This window comes from Deltaproteobacteria bacterium, from assembly GCA_016234845.1.
Taxonomy (GTDB): domain Bacteria; phylum Desulfobacterota; class Deferrimicrobia; order Deferrimicrobiales; family Deferrimicrobiaceae; genus JACRNP01.
In genome coordinates this window covers 14,766-33,532 of record JACRNP010000031.1, presented here as the reverse complement: position 1 = coordinate 33,532, position 18,767 = coordinate 14,766, and the positions used below count along the sequence as shown (strand labels likewise).

The window sequence follows — 18,767 nt, the reverse complement described above, 5'->3', positions numbered from 1 at the left end:
TGCCGTCCACCTCGTAGATGTCCCGGACCTTGCCGCGTCCCAGAAGCGTCAACCCGGGGAGCTTCGTCTCGACCACCGTGGCGTTCGTCACGATTCCGACCTCCGGATGGGGTGGTTGAAGTTTTCTACTATATCAGAAGAAAAAGGGGCGGATGCGGCTGAAGAACCGCCTCCCGGCACGCGATAAGATGGTGGAATGCGGCACGAAGGGCGCTCCGGACGGAGGAAGGAACCGTGAAAAAGGCAGAGACCGTCCTGCTGGTGGAGGATTCGGCCACGGTCCTCGCCCTGGTCCGCGCCTTCCTGCAAAACGAGGGGTACGACGTCCTCTCCGCCGGAAGCGGGGAGGAGGCGGTGCGGATCTGCCGGGAGTTCGACGGCCGGATCGGAGTCGTCCTGACCGACATGATCATGCCGAACATGGGCGGGGTGGAACTCGCCGGACGGGTGCGCGCGATGAGGCCCGGAACGAAGATCCTCTTCATGTCGGGATACGCCGAGGAGGAAATGTCCTCGATCGGAGCGCCCATCCTGCAGAAACCGTTCACGCCCCACGCGCTTTCGGCCAAATTGCGGGAGGTCCTCGACGCGCCGCCGGACCGTTAGCCGTCCCCGGCCCCCTCGAACTGCAGCGCGTGCAGCCGCCGGTAGATCCCCCCCAGCGCCAGAAGCTCCTCGTGGGTGCCCGATTCCCGAACCTTCCCCTTGTGCATCACGATGATCCGGTCCGCGGACAGGACGGTCGACAGCCGGTGGGCCACCACCAGGGCGGTCCGCCCGGGGAGGATATCCGCCAGGGCCCCCTGGATCCGGTGTTCCGTGACGGGGTCCACGCTGGAAGTGGCCTCGTCCAGAAGGAGGACCTTCGGCTCGCGCGCCAGCGCGCGGGCAAGGGACACCATCTGACGCTGCCCGGTCGAAAGCCTCCCCCCCCGCTCCCCGACCTCGGTGGAGAGCCCCCGTTCCCAATCGGCCGAGAACCGGTCCACGCCCACGGCGGACAGCGCCGCGTCCACGGACGGACCCCCCGCCGCCACGTTCCCGAGCACCGTGCCGGAGAAGAGGAACGGCTCCTGCGGGACCAGCGAGAGCATCCCCCGGAGCTCCTCGCGGGGGATATCCCGGATATCGCGCCCGAACAGGAGGATCTTCCCCCGGCGGATCTCGTAGAAGCGGAAGAGCAGCGACAGCACCGTCGTCTTCCCCGCACCCGTGGCCCCCACGATCGCGCCCGCCTGCCCCGCCTCGAGGCGGAAGGAGACCCCCCGAAGGACCGGCGGCCCCTCCGCCCCGCCCGCGGCCCCGTCGGGCGCCGGCACGGGATACGAGAACCAGACGTCGCGGAACTCGATCGCCGGGACCGGATCCCCGGGAGCGCCCCGGTCCGGCGTCCCGGGGGCGAAAACCGCCTCGTCGCCCCCGGCGTACTCCGGGGACGGCTCGGCGTCCATCAGCCGGAAGATCCGTTCGGACGAGGCCAGGGCGGACTGCAGGATGTTGTACTTGTCGCTCATGTCCCGGATGGGATTGTAGAATTTCTGGGCGTACTCGAGGAACGCCACGAGCGTCCCGAAGGTGACCGCGCCGGAGAGGAGCTGCGACCCTCCCCGCCAGAGGAGCAGGGCCACGGCGATGGAGGCGAACATCTCCACCCCGGGGAAGTAGAGCGAATAGAGGTTCGTCAGCCGGACGCTTTCATCGGCGTATTCGCCGTTCAACGCGTCGAACCGCCGCAGCGACTTCTCCTCGCGGGCGTACGCCTTTACCACGGCCACCCCGGTGACGTGCTCCTGCAGGAAGGCGGACAGCCGCGCCAGCTTCCGGCGCATTTCCCGGTTCGCCTCCCGGATGTGCTTCTTCAGCAGCTCGACGAACAGGACGAGCGCCGGGAGAACGCAGAAGACGACGAGCGCCAGGCGGGGATCCATCCACAGCATGACGGCCGCCGTGCCCGCGAGCACCGCCGCGTCGCCCACCGTCGAGACGAGCCCCGAGGAGATGAGCTCCTGGAGGGCCTCGACGTCGGACGTAAGCCGTGTCATGAGCCGCCCCGTCGGCGTGCGGTCGAAGAACGCCACCGGCAGCCGCTCCATCCGGGAGAACATCTCCCGGCGCAGGGCGAGGATCACCCGCTGCCCGAGGATCGACACCGCGTACATCGAACAGGAATCCCATGGCGCCCGCGAGGGCTCCGAGGTACAGCAGGACCCACGCCCCCATCCCATCGAGATGTCCGGTCGTCACATGCCGGTCGATCACGATCTTCACGATGTACGGCCCCGCGAGCTGGCACGCGGTCCCGCACGCGAGCGAAGCGATCGCGCCGGCGAGGATCCTCCCGTGGGGAGCCACGTACCGGAGGAGGCGCCGCAGGAGCCGCCAGTCGACGCCTGCCGTCTCCGCCCGGTCCTCGAGGAAGAACGCCTCCGACCCGTGGTTCACGGCGACTCCTCCAGCTCCCGGGCGAGCATCTGGCGGGAGTACAGGTCGAAGTAGACTCCCCGCCGGGAGAGGAGGGCGTCGTGCGTCCCCTCCTCCACGATCCGCCCGCCCGCCATGACGAGGATCCGGTCGCACCGGGAGAGCGACGCCATCCGGTGGGTGCTGAACAGGATCGTCCGCTCCCCGCGGACGGCGAGAATCCCCTCGAAGATCTCCCGCTCCGTTTCCGCGTCCACGGAGGAGAGGGCGTCGTCGAGCAGGAGGACCGGCGCCCCGGCGCACAGCGCTCTCGCGATGGTGGCCCGCTGCCGCTGGCCTCCCGACAGGGAAACCCCCCGTTCGCCGACCACCGTTTCGATCCCCGCCGGGAGTTCCTCGACCTCGTCCAGGAACCGGGCCAGCGATGCCGCTTCCCGCGCCGCCGCCGGATCCGCGGCTTCCCGCCCGAAGCAGACGTTTTCGAGGACCGAGTCGGAGAACAGGAACGGGTCCTGGGGCACCACGGCCAACCCCCGGCGCAGCTCCGGAAGCGGGATTCCCGACGCGTCCCTCCCTTCGCGGAAAATCGTCCCGGCCGGGATCGGGTACATCCCGAGGAGGAGGTGGAACAGCGTGCTCTTCCCCCCCCCCCGTGGGACCCACGAGCCCGACGACCTCCCCCGCGCGAAGCGCGAAGGACACGTCGCGCAACGCTTCCCCGCGCCCGCCCCCCTCGTACGTAAACGACAGCCCGCGGACCTCGAGCAGCGGCGCGTCGGCCGGCGCGCGGGCGCCTACCGCGGCGGCACCCCGAACATCTCCCGACGTCTCCACGTCCCTCCGGAAGAATTCGTTGATCCGCCCCATCGCGGCGTTCCCGCGCTGGAAGAGGTTGATCACCCAACCCATCGCCATCGTGGGGAACGCGAGCATCGCGAGGTAGGCGTTGAAGGCGACGAATCCGCCGAGCGTCAGTTCTCCGGAGGCGACCGCCCTCCCCCCGAGGTAGAGGACGACGGCGACGCCGACCCCCGCGAGGAACCCGATCGCGCCGTGGAAGGCGGCCGAGGTGCGCGCGACGGCGATGTTGTTCCGGTAGTACGACTCGCACTCCTCCGCGAACCGGGCCTCCTCCCTCGGCTCCAGGGTGAACGCCTTGACCAGCCGGATCCCGGAGATGTTCTCCTGCAACGTGCCGTTCATCGAGGCGAGCGACTCCTGGACGAGGCGGTGCTGCCGGTGGAACGCCCTGCCGTACTCCCGGGAAAGGAGAACGACCAGGGGGGCGACCAGGAGCGACACCACCGTGAGCTGCGGGCTGATCCTCGCCATGAAGGCGACCGCCATCACCCACGAGACGGAGGTGCCGATGAGGGTCAGGAGGCCGGGGCCGAGGAACAGCCAGACGGCGGAGAGGTCGTTCGTGAGGCGCGACATCACGTCGCCGGTCGGCGTGGCCTGGAAGAAGGAATACGGAAGGCGCATGACGTGGGAGAAGAGGCTCCGTCGGACCTCCTGCTCGACCGCGCGCGCGGAGACGAGGAGCAGGCGCCGGGCCAGGTACCGGAAGGAGGCGTGCAGCAGCGAGAAGAGGACGATCGCCTCGACGGCCCGGATCAACCGGGCCGTGGGCGGGATCGCCCCCCCGGCAGGGGCGGAGACCGCGTCGATCGCCTCCCGGGTCATCCACGGGACCAGGAGACCGAAGACGCTCGATACGACGAGGCCCGCGGCGCAGAGGGCGTAGGCCCGCTTTCGCCGGGCAAGGTACGGACGGAGGGCGAGGAGGTCGCGGATGGCCGCCCCCTCCTACACCGGGAACGGGCTGGGGGAGAAGCTCAGGAGGAACAGGAGCGCCGCGGCCGCGCCCAGGTACTTCCGCCTCCGCGTCAGGGGAACCTCGTCGTAGACGGTCCTCTGGTGCCGCGTCCCGAGCGCGAAGAGGAGGACCGCCCAGACGAACCACCCGACCCAGAGGATGCCCATCAACAGGAGGGCGTACGGGACGAGTCGCGCCGCCTCCGCGTACCGTTCGCCGAAGATCGCGTAGGCGATGTGCCCTCCGTCGAGCTGGCCCGAGGGGATGAGGTTCAGCATCGTGACGAAGAGGCCGATCCAGCCGGCGAACGCCACCGGGTGGAGCACGACGTCGTACCCGTTCGGGACCGCCCCCAGGACCATCCGGGCGGCCGCCTTGAAGATCAGCGACTCACCGAGGGGTATTCCGCCGATTCCCGCGGCGGCGCGGACGTCCGACAGGGAGAGGCCGATCACGAGGACCGGAAGCGCGACCAGCACTCCCGCCAGCGGCCCGGCCACCCCGACGTCGAACAGGGCGTTCCGGTCGGGGATCGGCGAGCGGATCCGTATGAACGCCCCGAAGGTCCCGATGAACGACGGGGCGGGAAGGAAGAACGGGAGCGTCACGTCGACCCGGTGGTGCCGCGCGGCCGCGTAATGCCCGAGTTCGTGGACCCCCAGGATCGACAGGAGAGGGACGTTGAACATGAGTCCCATCACGAGGTCCGCCGGGCGCGCGAGGGGATTCCCGCCCGCGAGGAGCGCCCCCGCGACCAGGGTCGAGCCGAATGTTGCCAGAAGCATGAGCGCCGGCGCCACCGCGAAATGCCCTCTTTCCTTTCCGGGGAATTCCTGCTACCTGTTTACCGGATAAGACTCGCCGCGAGGAGGTCTGGTTCCAGCCATGAAACTCCTTGACGACATCCCCCGGGGTACCGAACTGCTCCTCCACATCTGCTGCGCGCCGGACGCGGCCTACGGCGTCCGCGCCATGCGGGAGAAGTTCGCCGTCACCGGCTTCTTTTATAACCCGAATATCCACCCCGCGGAAGAATTCCGGAAACGGACCCTGGCCGCCCTCGACCTGCAGGAGAAGGATCCGTTCCCGCTCGTGGTGGGAAGCGGCGGAGAAAGGGAATGGGAGGAGGCGACGGCCGGGCTCGAAGGGGAACCGGAGCGGGGGCGCCGTTGCGTGGAGTGCATCCGGTTCCGCTTGCGGGAGACCGCCCGGAAGGCGGTCGATCTGGGAATGCCGGCGTTCGGCACCGTTTTGACCGTCAGCCCGAAGAAGGACGCCGCGATGGTCAACCGCCTCGGCCGGGAAGAGGGGGAGCGGGCCGGGGTTCCGTTCGTCCCGGCGAACCTGAAGAAAGGGAACGGGTACCTGCAAAGCGTCCACATCTCCCGCGAGTTCGGCCTCTATCGCCAGAACTACTGCGGGTGCCGGCACTCGATGATGGGGATGAAGCATGGCGGAAGCGTGAGGGAATCGAACCCACCGGAGACGTTTCCGCCTCCCGACCGGATTTGAAGTCCGGGGGGGCCACCAGCGCCCCATCCGCTTCCGTTTTCGAACCTTCAAACCTTTAAGCTTTCCGGCCCTCCCGGCCGATAGGAAACCGAGTGGCATTATAACAGACGGGAAAAGGAGGGCGAGATGCGACGAATTCTCCCGGTGGCGGTGTTCATCGCAGTGGCGGCGCTGGCCCCGGCGGCCGCGTTCGCCGGACCCGGTTTCGACGTCGGCGTGCGCGGCAGCTACTGGTTCCCTTCCTTGAGCGGGGACGCGAAGACGAACGGGGCGGCCGATACCCGGTTCGACGTCAAGGACACCCTGGGCATGGAAAACGAGAACTTCCCCGTCGGTGAGGCGTTCCTGCGGATCGGCAACGTGACGCTGCGGGTCGGCTACGCGGCGCTGAAATTCGACGGAGCGAAGACGCTGACCGACAACGTCACCTTCAGCGGGACGACGTACTCCGTGTCCGACAACGTGGTCTCGCGGCTCGACATGAAGATGCTCGACGGGGACGTGCAGTTCGACATCCTTCGTCCCGACGTCGGAGCGGCCAGCGTGAACCTCGGGCTGATCCTCAGGGTCCGGTACGTGGACGGGGAGGTGGAGCTTCGAAGCGCCGCCCAGGGAACGACCCTTAAGGACTTCCAGGCGCCGGTCCCGATGGTCGGCGTGGCGGCGGGAGCCGGATTCCTTTCGGATCTGATCCGCGTCGACGCGCGCGTGACCGGCATCGCTTATTCCGGCAACCACCTGTACGACGCGGACGCCTTCGCCTCGTTCGCCCCGTTCCCGTTCGTCCGGGTGCAGGGGGGGTACCGTTACCTCGACCTGAAGATCGACAAGGACGACACGCTGGCGTCCTTCAAGCTCCAGGGGCCGTACGTCGGCGCGCAGCTGTCGTTCTGAGGAAAAAACCGGTTGAACGCCGGGCGGGTGGCGCTACAATAGGGGTTCCCTGGGGCGCTTAACTCAGCGGTAGAGTGCCACCTTCACACGGTGGAAGTCACAGGTTCAAATCCTGTAGCGCCCACCATCGGAAGATCGGCGAACCGGGGCGCCCCCTCGCGGGACGCCCCGGTTCCTCTTTTCCCCCTACGACGGCCTGCGGGTGTGCGCCTCCAGCGCCCTTTCCAGCTTTTCCGCCGAAGCGGGGGGCTTGATGTTCCTCCCCTCCGCGATGTCCTCGGGCCGGACGTCCTCCCGGCCGTAGAACGCCGCGTTGCTCTTGTCGTCGACCTGGATCGAGGACCCCTCGAGGGACACCCCCGCGAACAGGCCGCGGCTCCGGGAGTAGGAGTAGATCTCGGCCTTCAATTCGACGTCGGTCTCCGCCTTCGCCCGGCGGCCCACCGGCCCCGCGGCCACTCCCGCCTCCGCGCCCAGGGTGTACTTCCCTTTCAGGATCCCCTCGATGCTCTTCCGGGTCTTGAACACGAGGATGAAATCGGTGGATTCCGCCCCGATCTGCCACCCGACGCTGCCGCTCATCAGGGAGACGAACACCGGGTTCCCCCACGCGTCCCCCTTCCCCCGGACGACGAGCACGCCTTTCCCGTACTGCCCCCCGACGATGAAGCCGACCTTGATGACGTTGGGGATGATGGCGATCCCCCGAGCGTCGGACAGGAGGGCGGGAGGGATCGCCTTCTCGGGTATCTCCATGATCTTCGTCAACACCTCGGCCGCGGAGTCGACCCGGGCCGTTTCCTCGACACCCGCCGAGGCGGGAACCGCGGGAAGAACCAGGGAAAGTGCGAGGGCCGCCGCTACGATCGTCGCGATTCGTCCCATGATCATGACGCTCCTTTCTTTCGAACGATGATCGCCGGGCCGGCGCCGGGCGGGAGGCCGTCCACGACCTCGTACCCGGCGGAACGGATCCTCTCGCGGATCGCGTCCGCCCCGGCGTAGTCGCCCGACCGCCGCAAGGCGTCCCTCTCGCGGGACAACGCCTCCACGGCGGCGGGAACTTCCGCCGTCTCTCCTTCCGGGACCCCGGGAAGAATCCCCAGGGAAAGCACCCGGTCCCACTCCTCCGCCAGCGCCCGCGCCGTCTCTCCGCCGATCCCGGACCGCGTCGCCTCGTGGGCGACCGCCACGGCGCGGGGGAGGTTCAGATCCTCCGCCACCGCGTCCCGGAACTTCTTCCGGAGGACGTTTGCCGCATCCCCGCCGGCCGTCCTCCCCTCGGCCGCCTTCCGGAACGATCCCCGCAGCCGCGAGAGGGCCCGCGAGGATCCGACGAGCCCTTCCCAGGTGAAATTCATCGGGGTCGCGTAATGCAAGGTCAGGCAATGGTACCGGAAATCGGCAGGGGAGAACCCTCTCCCTCCGCCCCGGGGACCCGACGCGAGATCGTCCAGCGTGTACTCGTTCCCCGCCGATTTCGACATCTTCCTTCCGTCCACCAGCAGGTGCGCCGCGTGCATCCAGATCGCGGCGAACCGCTTTCCCGTCGCCGTCATCGCCAGCGCCCGCGAGTTCTCGTGGTGGGGGAACCGGAGGTCGGAGCCGCCGACATGGATGTCGGGCTCGGGGCCGAGGTAGCGGACGGCCATCGCCGCGCACTCGATGTGCCACCCCGGCCAGCCGCTCCCCCACGGGCTGTCCCAGAGGTACTCCCGTCCCGGCTCCGCGGGCATCCAGAGGACGAAGTCCTCCGCCCGTTTCTTGTGCCGGTGGGCGGCGGCGTCCGTCCGCGAGGCCGTCTCCCCCCGGCCTGGCGCGGCGCCCGACAGGCTTCCGTACCCGTCCGCCTTCGCGACGTCGAAGTACAGGAACCCTCCCCCGGAGTACACCGCTCCCCTCGCCTCGAGGCTCCGGATGAGCTCGATCATCTCGGGCACGTGGGCGGAAGCGCGCGGGTACTCGTCCGCCGGGGAAAACCCCATCCGCCGGCAATCCCGGAAGTACGCCTCCGTGAAGAATTCGGCGATCTCCCGGGCGGATTTCCCCGCCGCGCGCGCGGCGGCGATCACCTTGTCCTCGCCGAGGTCGAGGCGCTCCTGGTGCATGTGCCCCATGTCCGTGATGTTCTGCACGGCGAACGTGCCGTACCCGAGGAATCGCAGGGTCCGGACGAGGATGTCCGTCAGCAGGTACGTGCGGAGGTTGCCGATGTGGGCGTACCGGTAGACGGTGGGGCCGCAGGTGTAGATCGACACCCGGGACGGGTCCGGGGGCGCGAAGCGGACTTTCCCGCGGGACGCGCTGTCGTACAGGGAAAGTCCCACTCCGGCCTCCCGCGGGATCGATCGCTCGAGGAGGGCTACATCTCCTGGAGCGTCTCCTTCTCGATTTCGTCCTGGAGGATCTTCACGTGCTTCTTCTCCTCCTCCGCCAGGTAATGGAACAACTCGCGGATCTCCGGCTCCGTGGCGATCCGGGCGTACTCGGTGTAGTTCCGGTACGCCGCCTTCTCGCGGTCGAGCGCCATCCGGATCACTTCCATCGGGTTGGTCGGCATCTCTGTCATCCTCCGGGATCGTTTATTTTTCTGCGGATCGCCCCCCCCGCCGAAAAAATCAGCGGGGCCCCGGCGGAAGGTTCGCCAGGTGGCCCTCGATCCTGGCCAGGTGACGGCGCTCCTCGTCTTCCAGCTCCGCGAGGAGCGTTTTCGTCGCCTTGTCGTCGACGACCCCGCCCGCCAGGGAGTAGAACTCTACGGCGTGCAACTCGGCCTTTCGGGCGATTCCCAGCCCCCGCCGGACCGCTTCCGGTCCGGTATCGACGTCCGCGTCCACCCCGTCCTCCCGCGCCATGCGGTCCAGGTCGATCAGGTAGGGGAGATGCTTCTCCGGCTGCGCCGCCTCGAAAGCGGGGTACCGGTACCGCGCCGTCAGCTTCCGGATGTGCCCCTCTTCCTCCGCCGAGAGGTACCGGAAGAGGTCTCCCGCGGTCGAATCGCCGTGCCGGGCCGCCATCCGGTCGTAGAATTCACGGGCGCGTCCTTCGTGCGACAGGGCCACCTGCAGGATCTCGATCTCGTTCAGGTCCAGCAACGGTCACCTCCCCGGTCAGCCGGCATGTTTTCTGGCGTAGTCGTCGAGGGCGGACTTGACCGCCTGCTCCGCCATCACGGAGCAGTGGATCTTCACCGCCGGGAGGCCGTCCAGGGCCGCCGACACCTGTTCGTTCGTGATCGCCTGGGCCTCCGCCACGGTCTTCCCCTTGATCATCTCGGTGAGCATGGAGCTGGAGGCGATCGCCGCGCCGCAGCCGAACGTGCGGAACTTGGCGTCGATGACGCGGCCGTCGTCGATCTTGAGGTACAGCCGCATCATGTCGCCGCAGGCGGGGTTCCCCACCTCTCCGACGCCGTCGGCACCCTCGATCTCCCCCACGTTCCGCGGGTTCATGAAGTGGTCCATCACCTTTTCGCTGTACGGGCCCGCCGCCATCGCTCGTTACCCCCCTTGCGCCTGACGTTTCTGGTAGTCGAGGTACGTCGGAGACATCCCCCGAAGCCGGTCGACGATTCCCGGGAGGACCGAAAGGGCCAGCCGCACCTCGTCCTCGGTGTTCCCCTTCCCGAGGCTGAACGTGATCGACCCGGTGCAGATGTCGCTGGGAACGCCGATCGCCCGGAGCACGGGGGACGCCACGAGGTCCTCCTCGTCCTCCCCGCGCAGGTTGGAGCTGCAGGCGGATCCCGACGCCGCCATGATCCCCTTCACGTTCAGGAAGAGGAGGAGCGACTCCCCCTCCGCGTGCTCCACCCAGAAGGATACGTGCCCGGGAAGCCGAAGCGTAGGGTGGCCGGTGAAATGGAGCAGCGGGATCGGCGCCAGCCCCTCCCGCAGGATCCTCCCGAGCCTGGCGAGTTCCACCGCGCGGGACTCCCGTTCCGCCGCCGCCAGCAGGGCCGCCGCGCCCATCCCGACGATCCCGGCGACGTTCTCGGTGCCCGCCCTGTACCCGGACTCCTGGAAACCGCCGAACGACCGCGCGGCGACCTTCGCGCCGCTCCGGACGTAGAGCGCCCCGACCCCCTTGGGGCCGTAGAAATTGTGCGCGGACAGGGTGACGAAGTCCGCCTGCAGCTCCCGGACGTCCAGCGGGATGTGTCCGGCCGAAGCGGTCGCGTCCACGTGGAACGGGACGCCCGCCTCGCGGGCGATCCGCCCGATCTCCTCCACCGGCTCGACCGTGCCGATCTCGGAGTTCGCCTGCATCACGGACAGGAGCGCCGTGCCGGGTCGAAGCGCCTCCCGGACGGCGGCGGGGTCCACCCGCCCGTCCGCGTCCACCGGAACGACGGTGACGTCGTCCCCCGCGTTGCGAAGCGGGACCAGGGCGTTCATCACGGAGAAGTGCTCGACCTCCGACACGACCACGTGCCGCCTGCCGGCGCCCGCGGCCTCGGCCGCGCCGAGGACCGCGAGGTTGTTCGCCTCGGTCGCCCCGGAGGTGAAGACGATCTCCCCCGCCTTCGCCCCGATCATCGCGGCGACCTGTCCCCGCGCCGTGTCCACCGCACGGAGGGCCGCCTGCCCCTGTTCGTGGATGTGCGACGAGGGGTTGCCGTACCATCCGGTGAGGTACGGCATCATCGCCTCGAGCACGCGGGGGTCGAGGGGCGTCGTGGAGATGTGGTCGAAGAAGACGTTCGCCATGGAGTCTACGGGGCGTTCCGCGTCACGGCTTGACGTTGAACTGCGCCATCTTGTCCCGAATGAGGGTTATGTGCTTCCGCTCCTCGTCCGCGAGGTACCGGAACATCGACTTCACTCCCGGGTTCCCCGCCTCCGAGGCGCTCTTCTCGTACTCCCCGAAATTCTCCTCTTCGAGCCGCAGCGCGAGCCGGAGCGCCTCTTCCATCGACCATTTCGCCATCGCCTGTCTCCTTCCGGACCACCCGGAACCGGCGCGCACTCGTTGCCGCCTTGCCCGATGGGTGTTTTATTGGATACCGGCCGGGCGGATTCCGTTTCGTCCGCCCGGCGATCCCGTTTCCGTTTATAATCCGAAAACGTACCGAAGTACAACACGTATTCCCCGGGATGGCGGAGATGGGAAAAACCGGAGCGATTCCGGCAGATTGGACCGAACGGCACCATCATCGCGGGGAAGCGCATCGAACAGGGAAAGAGCGCGTCACCGGAGGGCATGAATGAAACGGGCATCGGGATCGGTACGAGGAATCGGGGCCGTGGCGCTGGTCGCCGTGATCCTCGTGGTGTTGGCGGCAGTGTTCCTTCTGGTCCGCAACCGGCAATCCGGCCGGGACGGGAAGACCGCGACGGAATCCGCGCTCCCGTCGGCCGCCGCGCCGTCCGCGCCGAAAACCGCCCCTCCGTTCTCGCTTCCCGACGTGAACGGGAATCTCTTCTCCTCCGAAAGCTTCGCGGGGAAGCCCACCGTCATCAACTTCTTCGCGACCTGGTGCCCACCGTGCCGGAACGAGACCCCGGGCTTCGTCGAGGTGTACAACCGGCACAGGGGGAAAGGACTCGAGATGATCGGGATCTCGCTCGATACCGACACCCGGGGAAACCTTGCCGGGTTCCTGATGACCCACCGGATCGAGTACAGGATCCTCTACGGGGATCTGGCCACCGCGCGGGCGTACGGCGGCGTCTCCTCGATCCCCACCACCTTCTTCATCGGGAAGGACGGGGAGATCAAGAACATCCATGTCGGCTACATCGACAAGGACGCCTTCGATGCGGAAGTGCGGAAACTGCTGTGACGGTTACGGGAGCGTCCCCAGGTCCCTGGAAATGAAACGGGGCGGGAAGGTGTCCTCCCGCCCCGTTCGGCCGCCCCGGCAGGGACGGCGATTCCGGTCCGTATTCGCGTTTCCGTAGATCGGGTCCCCCTCCGCGATGCACTGGGCGGGGCACTCCGGCACGCATGCGCCGCAGGCGATGCACTCCTCGGTGATCTTGTACGCCATGATACCTCCCTTTCGCTGTGGGTTTTGTTATACGGACTCCACCCGCTCCACGGCGGGGATCCGCTCCTTGAGTGCCGCCTCGATGCCGCCCTTCAGGGTCATCTGCGCCATCGGGCAGCCGCCGCATGCGCCGGTGAGGCGCACCTTCACCACGCCCCCGTCGACCTCGACGAGTTCCACGTCTCCCCCGTCTGCCTGCAGGGCGGGGCGAATGCTGTCCAGAACCTTTTCGACTTCGGGTTTCACCGGAAACACCTCCTCCTGTATGTTACCCCATGTTCCTTAGGATGCTCCCGCGCGCGGCGATGTTCCTTGACGCGGGTCAATCGGCCGAGATCACCTCGAAACCCGACTTCTTGAAGGCGGCCTTCAGCACCTTGTAGTTCCGCGTCTCGATCCGGAGGATCAGGATCTTCTTGTCCGCCTCGTCGTGCGCGGCCGTGGCGACCGACACGATGTTCGCGTCGAAGTCCTTCATGAGCTTCAGGACCTCGAACAGCATCCCCGGGCGGTTCGGGAGCGCCAGTTCCACCCGGTAGCCGGGCCCGCTCACGCCCATCGCCTCGATGAAGGCGTCGACGACGTCGGTTTCGGTCAGGATCCCGACGAGCTTCCCGTTGTCCACCACCGGGAGGCAGCCGATCTTCTTCTCCCGGATGATCAGCGCCGCCTCCTCGATGGGAGTCGAGGAGGATACGGTGTACGGGCGCCGGGTCATGATCTGCTTCACCTTGACCTTGTCGAGGAGGTAATAGATCTCCCGGATCTCCAGGGCGGTCGCCGGGGAGGGGGAGGCCTGCTTGATGTCCCGCTCCGAAAGGATGCCGACGAGCCGGTCGCCGTCCTTCAGCACGGGAAGATGGCGGATCTCGTGCTCCTTCAGCAGGTCCATCGCCCGCCGCATCGAATCCGCTTCGTCCACGAACACCGGGTTGCGCTTCATTCGCCTTGCGACGATCATGGGGTTTCCTCCTTGGTGGACTCCTACGGATCGGACTCAGATCACGTAAAACAAAGGCGAACCATCTCGAACGTCCGGGTCACGTCGGCGTCCGACACCGCGATGAAGGTCGCCCCGTCCCGCTCCCAGAACACGAACGACTTCCCGTCCCGCTCCCCCGAGAGGAACGATTCCTCCGGAACCGCGGCCGGGGGGGCGTTGCCGAGAAGCCGATCCTGCCGGAATACGACCAGCAGGTACGCGTCGCCGGAGTACCGGAACCGGACGGCCGCCCCCGGATGCTTCCCAAGGACCGCCCGACGCACCCACGCGACCGTGAACCCCGGTTCCTCCCGGGGCAATTCCAGGGCGACCCCCGAGAGGTCGAGGATCTTCTTCTCCGCATCGGCGGGCTCGACCGTCGCCTCGCTCGCCGGGACCGACGTGTAGAGTTCCACCGCTTCCCGCGCCACGATGTCCACCCGGCGGGACCCTGCGTCGCGGGAGAACCGCCATCCGACGACAGCCACCGTGATGGTGAGGAAGACGAGGACGATCGTCATCCGGGGGCGGAACTCCACCAGCCCCAGGAGCGACGAAGTCTCGGCCACGCGGCGGGCCGGGTTGCGATTCGTCGTGATGGCCATTCCGATCCCCCAATGCCCGGCTGCGGCTTCCGACGGCTATTCTACGACTACCATTCCACGATTTCCACCCCGAGATCCCTCAGGAGAACCCGGGTGGCGGAGTGCGTCCTCCCTCGGACCAGGACCGCCTTCCGGGCCGACCCTCCGGCCGCGCCGGGCAAGGTCAGGAAGGCGCCTGTGACCCGGACCTCGTACCCGGCCTTGTCCCCGCCTGCGAGCAGGTGCTCCCTGCGCTCCTCGACCGCGACTCCCGCCGCCTTCAGGAGGCGGCGGAACAGATCCCGGCCGGAGTCGTCCTTCCCGACGGGGAACACGGTGTACCCGGCCCCCTTGAGGATCGCGCGGATGGCGGGGGATATCTTTCCCGTGTCGACGACGTACTTCCCGGTTCCGGCCTCGAAATACCGTTCCGGCTGGACCACGAGCTGGAACGACTCCCCCTTCTCTCCGATCCGGAGCCGTTCCCCGTCTTTCGACGGGATGCCGAGAACGGACAGGCCGAAATCGACCGCCGGCAGACCTCCCTCCCTGGGAACCGTGAGCGCCACGGGGATCCTTTCGGCCTTTCCATCCTCTCCGATGCCGACGAGGAAGCCTTCCGCCGTCGCCGGATCCGCGGCGTACGGAAGGACGCGGACGCCCACCCTCCCGGCGTACCGCAGGACCGCCAGGATCTCCTCTCCGGGCTTCTCGGGGACCTCCTTCACGAGGACCAGGTCGCCGGAAAGGACACTGTCCTCCGTCCGTTGAACGACCCACCGGGCCGGAATGGCGACGGATACGGCCTCGCCGATGATCACCGGCCGGCTGACTCCCTCCCGGATCGAGTGGTACCCTGAGACGCGGAGGATCCGGTCGATCATCTCTCCCGCGGTGCGGGCGTCCGCCAGGGAAACGACCTGCATCTGCCGCCAGTTCGCGGTCACGGCATCCCGAACCCTCCGCGGCAGCCCTCCGCGGAAATCGACCAGCGCCTCCGAGCCGCCGGAAAACCGGACCACGGGGAAATCCTCCATCCTCAGAACGACCTCGCCGCCCGAAGGAGCGGGCAGGTACATGGTCCCCCGCTCGACCCACTTCTCCCCGAGGGCGTTCAACAGGTCCGAGAGCAGTCCCCGGTACGGTGAGGACGCGGGCGGGGTGACCGCCTCCGTCGCGGGCTCCCGCTTTCCCGTCTCCAGGAGCGACGCGTCCGGGGCCGGAGCCTTGGGAACCAGCAGTTCCGCCTCGGGTTTCCCCGGGGCAAGGTCGTCCGGACCCGGGGCGGGGGTAACGTCCCGCGTGAGTCGGGCCACCGGGGAGGGAGCGGACGACGGGGACGGCTCCACGGCCGGCGCGACCGTCTCCGCCGGGGACGGCTCCGGCGCCGGCGCCGGACCGGAAGCGGCCACCACCGGCGCCTTCTCCTCGAAATACGCCTCCGTCGGCAGACGCAACGTCTTCCCCGCGAGGATCCGGTTCACGTCCCGCACCGACGGGTTGATCCGGCGGATCGCATCGAGGTACCTCTTCCGCTCCTTCCGCGGAACGCCGCGCGAAGAGAGGATCTTCAGCAGGGAGTCGCCCTTCTTCACCGCGTACGCCTCGGTCCTCCCGTCCTCCTCCGGTTTCCCGCCGCCTCCCGTGGGAACGAGGATCTTCTGGCCCGGGACGAGGCGGGACGGATCGGAGACCGTCGGATTGGCCCGGCGGAACTCCTTCAGGCTTTCGATGTACCGTTCCGGCGAGAGGGGGGATTTCCGCTCGAGGATCTTCCAGAGCGTCTCCCCTTTCTCCACCGTGTAAGGCTCGTAGAAGCTCCGCTTTCCCCCCGCCGTGTCCGAGAACACCTTCTTCTCGAGGAAGATGCGCGGACGCTCCTCCTCCCCTTCTTCCGCCGCGGAAATCGCCGGAAGCAGCGCGGCCAGAAGAAGTACGGCCGGTAGGATGGTCCTTCTCAATACCCCTCCCCGGAAAAAGTGTTCACCCCCGCGTTCACCCCGACGGTCTTGTACATCTTCGGGCTCTCCCACGGTTCGCCGAGGATGCCGTCGTGGATCGCCCAGGCGCGTCCCCGCACGGTGCGCGCGTGCTCGATCCGGCGGAACGGGGTGCTGGCGTCGAGGCGGTCGTACAGTTCGCCGCCCGGGTGGAACCCGCGGTCGATCCAGAGCATCTTTTCCTTTCCCTTCACGTACTGGAAACCGCTGCGTTCGTAGAGGATCGCGCTGTTGTACCCCAACGGTTCGAGGAAGTAGAACTTGTGTCCGGTGCGCCCGAAAAAATCGTCCCAGCACGCCACCATTTCCCGCATCATCCGCAGCCCCCGCCGCACCTGGCCCGGCGCCAGCCCCGCCTCCATCGCCCGGATCTCCTCGGGGATGTTCCGGCGGGCGGTGCCGAAATACGTCTCGTGTCCGTGCTCGTCGCGGTCGATGGTGAACCGCTCCCCGTCGGGGTCGTTCACGATGATGAAGGAGATCTCCATCTGCCCGAAAGGGGAGTTGGACACGTCGAGGAAGTACGACGCGTCCGGATCGGCCGGATCGCGCCGCACGTCGATCTGGAAGAACGGCATCTCCTCCGGACAGGCGATCTTCACGCACTCCGCCCCCGACGGGTTCCGGAACGTCCGGGGATCGATGCGGAACGTCTCGAGCAGCCGCGGCGGGATCAGGGCCGACAGAAGCGCCGACCGCTCCTCCTCCGGGAGTCGGTTGATCTCGTAGATCGTCCGGGTCAACGGTTCCCGTCAATCCTTCTCGTACAGGGCGTCGAGGAGGCGGCCGTACTTCTCCACCACGACTTTCCGGCGGATCTTGAGGGTCGGGGTCAGCTCTCCCGTCTCCTGCGAAAAATCCTTCCCGAGAATCACGAACTTCTTCACCTGCTCGAACGAGGCGAGGCCGCGGTTTATGTCCGCGATCCGGGAATCGAGCAGCTTCGCCACCTCCGGGCGCGCGGCGAGCGCCTCCGGGTCGCGCTCCGCGATCCCCTGCTGCGCCGCCCAGGCCGCGATCTCGTCGGGGGACAGCGTGACGAGGGCGGTCAGGAACTTCTTCCGGTCGCCGTACACGAACGCCTGGCTGACGAACGGGTCGTTCTTCAGGAGGTTCTCGACGTTCTGCGGCGCGATGTTCTTCCCGCCGGAAGTGACGATGATGTCCTTCTTCCGGTCCGTGATCCGGAGGAATCCCTCGTCGTCGAGCGTCCCGATGTCGCCCGAGTGGAGCCAGCCGTCCGCGTCGATCGTCTCCCGGGTCGCGGCCGGGTCGTTGAAATACTCCCGGAAGATGTGCGGCCCCCCGACCAGGATCTCGCCGTCGGCGGCGATGCGGATCTCCGTTCCCGGGAGCGCCTTCCCGACCGTTCCGAACTTGTACCGCTCGAGGCGGTTGACCGTCGTGACCGTGGACGTCTCCGTGAGACCGTACCCCTCCAGGATCAGGACGCCCAGGGCGTGGAGAAACTCGGCGATCTCGCGCGAGAGGGGCGCCCCCCCGGAGATGAAGAACCGGAGCCGCCCGCCCATCCGCTCGCGGATCTTGGAGAAGACCAGCCGGTCCGCGATCGAATTCTTCCACGCGAGGAACCCCCCGACCTCCTCCCCCCGCTGCCGGACGCGGGACGCCTCGCGCCCCACGCCGATCGCCCACCGGAAGATCGCCTTCTTCAAGCCCCCGTCCTCGTCGACCTTGGCCTGGACCCGCGCGTAGAACTTCTCGTAGAGCCGCGGGACGCTCACCATGATCTCGGGCCGGGCGAGCGCGAGGTCCTCGGCGACGGTCGTGAGGGACCGCGCGAAGGCCGACACCGCCATCGCGTCGGAGGTCAGGAAATGCTCGAGCCGTCCCAGGGAGTGCGCCAGCGGGAGGAACTGCAGGAACGTCGAGCCGCGGGGGACGTGCACCGCCTCGAGGGCGGCGGTCACGTTGAACGCGTAGTTGCTGTGGCGCGTGACGACCCCTTTCGGCGGGCCGGTGGTCCCCGAGGTGTAGATGATCGTCAGGTCGTCCTCCGGCCGGATCTCGTCCGTCCGAGCCTCGATCGCGCCCGGGTTCGCCGTCCCGAACTCCCGCCCCCGCGCCCGAAGGGCGTCGAGGGGAACCGCCCCCTCCTTCCCCCCGGCGTCGCCGGTCATGAAGACGATGGTGGAAAGGTTCGGCAGACGCGACCGGCTTCCGGCGATCTTGTTGTACTGCGGCTCGTCCTCGACGAAGACGACGCGGGCGCGGGAATGCGCGAGGATGTATTCGACCTGGTCGGGGAGATTGGAAGGGTACACCGGCACGGTCACGAACCCTCCAAGGATTCCCCCGATGTCCGCCAGGCACCACTCGAGCCGGGTCCCGGCCAGGATCGCCACGCGGTCTCCCCGGGAGAGCCCCAGCGCCATCAGCCCCAGGCAGATCTCCCGGGATGCCTCCCCCGCCTCCCGGTACGTCACCGGGGCGTAGCCGCCGGCGCCCGGGACGAGATACCGCACCGCGTCGCCTCCTTCGGCGAACCGGTTCAGGAACATCCTGTTCAGTGTCCGCTCCTTCAAGATCCCTCCTTATCCCC

At 67.9% G+C, this 18,767-nt stretch carries 20 protein-coding genes, 2 tRNA genes and 2 pseudogenes; 5 read left to right on the top strand and 19 right to left on the bottom strand.

The window, feature by feature from the left end; all coding sequences use genetic code 11:
• Positions 1-234 precede the first annotated feature (234 nt).
• Entirely contained in the window at positions 235-606 is a 372-nt protein-coding gene (locus tag HZB86_03160; protein MBI5904538.1) for a response regulator, read from the top strand.
• Here the strand turns inward: HZB86_03160 and HZB86_03155 are convergent.
• From HZB86_03155 to HZB86_03140, 4 genes and pseudogenes are all read right to left on the bottom strand, one after another.
• Positions 603-2,159, bottom strand: a complete 1,557-nt coding sequence (locus HZB86_03155) for an ABC transporter ATP-binding protein (GenBank protein ID MBI5904537.1) — start codon at positions 2,157-2,159, stop codon at positions 603-605. The genes HZB86_03160 and HZB86_03155 overlap by 4 nt on opposite strands.
• Positions 2,160-2,438: 279 nt before the next feature.
• Positions 2,439-3,032, bottom strand: coding sequence for an ATP-binding cassette domain-containing protein (locus HZB86_03150; GenBank protein ID MBI5904536.1), 594 nt, complete (start codon positions 3,030-3,032; stop codon positions 2,439-2,441).
• A gap of 310 nt (positions 3,033-3,342) precedes the next feature.
• Positions 3,343-4,107, bottom strand: a pseudogene (locus HZB86_03145) (hypothetical protein).
• 123 nt (positions 4,108-4,230) lie between these two features.
• Positions 4,231-5,040: a site-2 protease family protein gene (locus HZB86_03140; GenBank protein ID MBI5904535.1), complete on the bottom strand. Its 810-nt coding sequence runs from the start codon at positions 5,038-5,040 to the stop codon at positions 4,231-4,233.
• Between the two features lie 85 nt (positions 5,041-5,125).
• On the opposite strand from HZB86_03140, the pseudogene HZB86_03135 reads away from it, so the two are divergent.
• Positions 5,126-5,677, top strand: a pseudogene (locus HZB86_03135) (epoxyqueuosine reductase QueH).
• Positions 5,678-5,691: 14 nt separating this feature from the next.
• On the opposite strand, the gene HZB86_03130 reads toward HZB86_03135, so the two are convergent.
• Positions 5,692-5,787, bottom strand: a tRNA-Sec gene (locus HZB86_03130).
• A gap of 91 nt (positions 5,788-5,878) precedes the next feature.
• On the opposite strand from HZB86_03130, the gene HZB86_03125 reads away from it, so the two are divergent.
• Together HZB86_03125 and HZB86_03120 are read left to right on the top strand one after the other, a co-directional pair.
• On the top strand, positions 5,879-6,646 hold the full coding sequence (locus HZB86_03125) for a hypothetical protein (protein ID MBI5904534.1): 768 nt from the start codon (positions 5,879-5,881) through the stop codon (positions 6,644-6,646).
• A gap of 52 nt (positions 6,647-6,698) precedes the next feature.
• Positions 6,699-6,773: transfer RNA gene (locus HZB86_03120), tRNA-Val, on the top strand.
• Positions 6,774-6,832: 59 nt separating this feature from the next.
• Here HZB86_03120 and HZB86_03115 read toward each other — a convergent pair.
• From HZB86_03115 to HZB86_03085, 7 genes are read right to left on the bottom strand one after another with little or no spacing between them, the layout of a single operon-like run.
• A complete protein-coding gene (locus HZB86_03115) occupies positions 6,833-7,531 on the bottom strand; it encodes a lipid-binding SYLF domain-containing protein (protein ID MBI5904533.1) in 699 nt (232 codons plus the stop codon).
• A 2-nt stretch (positions 7,532-7,533) separates the two neighbouring features.
• Positions 7,534-8,973: a cysteine--tRNA ligase gene (locus HZB86_03110; protein MBI5904532.1), complete on the bottom strand. Its 1,440-nt coding sequence runs from the start codon at positions 8,971-8,973 to the stop codon at positions 7,534-7,536.
• Positions 8,974-9,008: 35 nt separating this feature from the next.
• Entirely contained in the window at positions 9,009-9,206 is a 198-nt protein-coding gene (locus HZB86_03105) for a hypothetical protein (GenBank protein MBI5904531.1), read from the bottom strand.
• A 58-nt stretch (positions 9,207-9,264) separates the two neighbouring features.
• Positions 9,265-9,741: a ferritin family protein gene (locus HZB86_03100; protein ID MBI5904530.1), complete on the bottom strand. Its 477-nt coding sequence runs from the start codon at positions 9,739-9,741 to the stop codon at positions 9,265-9,267.
• A 15-nt stretch (positions 9,742-9,756) separates the two neighbouring features.
• Complete coding sequence (nifU, locus tag HZB86_03095; protein MBI5904529.1) at positions 9,757-10,140, bottom strand: Fe-S cluster assembly scaffold protein NifU; 384 nt, start codon at positions 10,138-10,140, stop codon at positions 9,757-9,759.
• A 6-nt stretch (positions 10,141-10,146) separates the two neighbouring features.
• The gene (locus HZB86_03090) at positions 10,147-11,355 is read right to left on the bottom strand and encodes a cysteine desulfurase (protein ID MBI5904528.1); all 1,209 of its coding nucleotides are present in this window, start codon (positions 11,353-11,355) and stop codon (positions 10,147-10,149) included.
• Positions 11,356-11,377: 22 nt separating this feature from the next.
• Positions 11,378-11,575 (bottom strand): hypothetical protein, encoded by a 198-nt coding sequence (locus tag HZB86_03085; protein MBI5904527.1) that lies wholly within the window; start codon positions 11,573-11,575, stop codon positions 11,378-11,380.
• A 277-nt stretch (positions 11,576-11,852) separates the two neighbouring features.
• On the opposite strand from HZB86_03085, the gene HZB86_03080 reads away from it, so the two are divergent.
• Complete coding sequence (locus HZB86_03080) at positions 11,853-12,431, top strand: TlpA family protein disulfide reductase (protein ID MBI5904526.1); 579 nt, start codon at positions 11,853-11,855, stop codon at positions 12,429-12,431.
• Positions 12,432-12,434: 3 nt separating this feature from the next.
• Here HZB86_03080 and HZB86_03075 read toward each other — a convergent pair whose 3' ends face one another.
• The 7 genes from HZB86_03075 to HZB86_03045 form a co-directional block, all read right to left on the bottom strand.
• Positions 12,435-12,638 (bottom strand): ferredoxin family protein, encoded by a 204-nt coding sequence (locus tag HZB86_03075; GenBank protein ID MBI5904525.1) that lies wholly within the window; start codon positions 12,636-12,638, stop codon positions 12,435-12,437.
• Between the two features lie 27 nt (positions 12,639-12,665).
• Positions 12,666-12,884, bottom strand: a complete 219-nt coding sequence (locus HZB86_03070) for a NifU family protein (GenBank protein MBI5904524.1) — start codon at positions 12,882-12,884, stop codon at positions 12,666-12,668.
• 76 nt (positions 12,885-12,960) lie between these two features.
• Entirely contained in the window at positions 12,961-13,599 is a 639-nt protein-coding gene (locus HZB86_03065) for a CBS domain-containing protein (protein MBI5904523.1), read from the bottom strand.
• A gap of 41 nt (positions 13,600-13,640) precedes the next feature.
• Positions 13,641-14,225: a hypothetical protein gene (locus tag HZB86_03060; GenBank protein ID MBI5904522.1), complete on the bottom strand. Its 585-nt coding sequence runs from the start codon at positions 14,223-14,225 to the stop codon at positions 13,641-13,643.
• Between the two features lie 47 nt (positions 14,226-14,272).
• Positions 14,273-16,165: a LysM peptidoglycan-binding domain-containing protein gene (locus HZB86_03055; GenBank protein MBI5904521.1), complete on the bottom strand. Its 1,893-nt coding sequence runs from the start codon at positions 16,163-16,165 to the stop codon at positions 14,273-14,275.
• A complete protein-coding gene (locus HZB86_03050) occupies positions 16,162-16,947 on the bottom strand; it encodes a hypothetical protein (GenBank protein ID MBI5904520.1) in 786 nt (261 codons plus the stop codon). Before HZB86_03050 ends, HZB86_03055 begins: the two co-directional genes overlap by 4 nt.
• Before the next feature lie 9 nt (positions 16,948-16,956).
• The gene (locus HZB86_03045) at positions 16,957-18,750 is read right to left on the bottom strand and encodes a long-chain fatty acid--CoA ligase (protein ID MBI5904519.1); all 1,794 of its coding nucleotides are present in this window, start codon (positions 18,748-18,750) and stop codon (positions 16,957-16,959) included.
• Positions 18,751-18,767 lie beyond the last annotated feature (17 nt).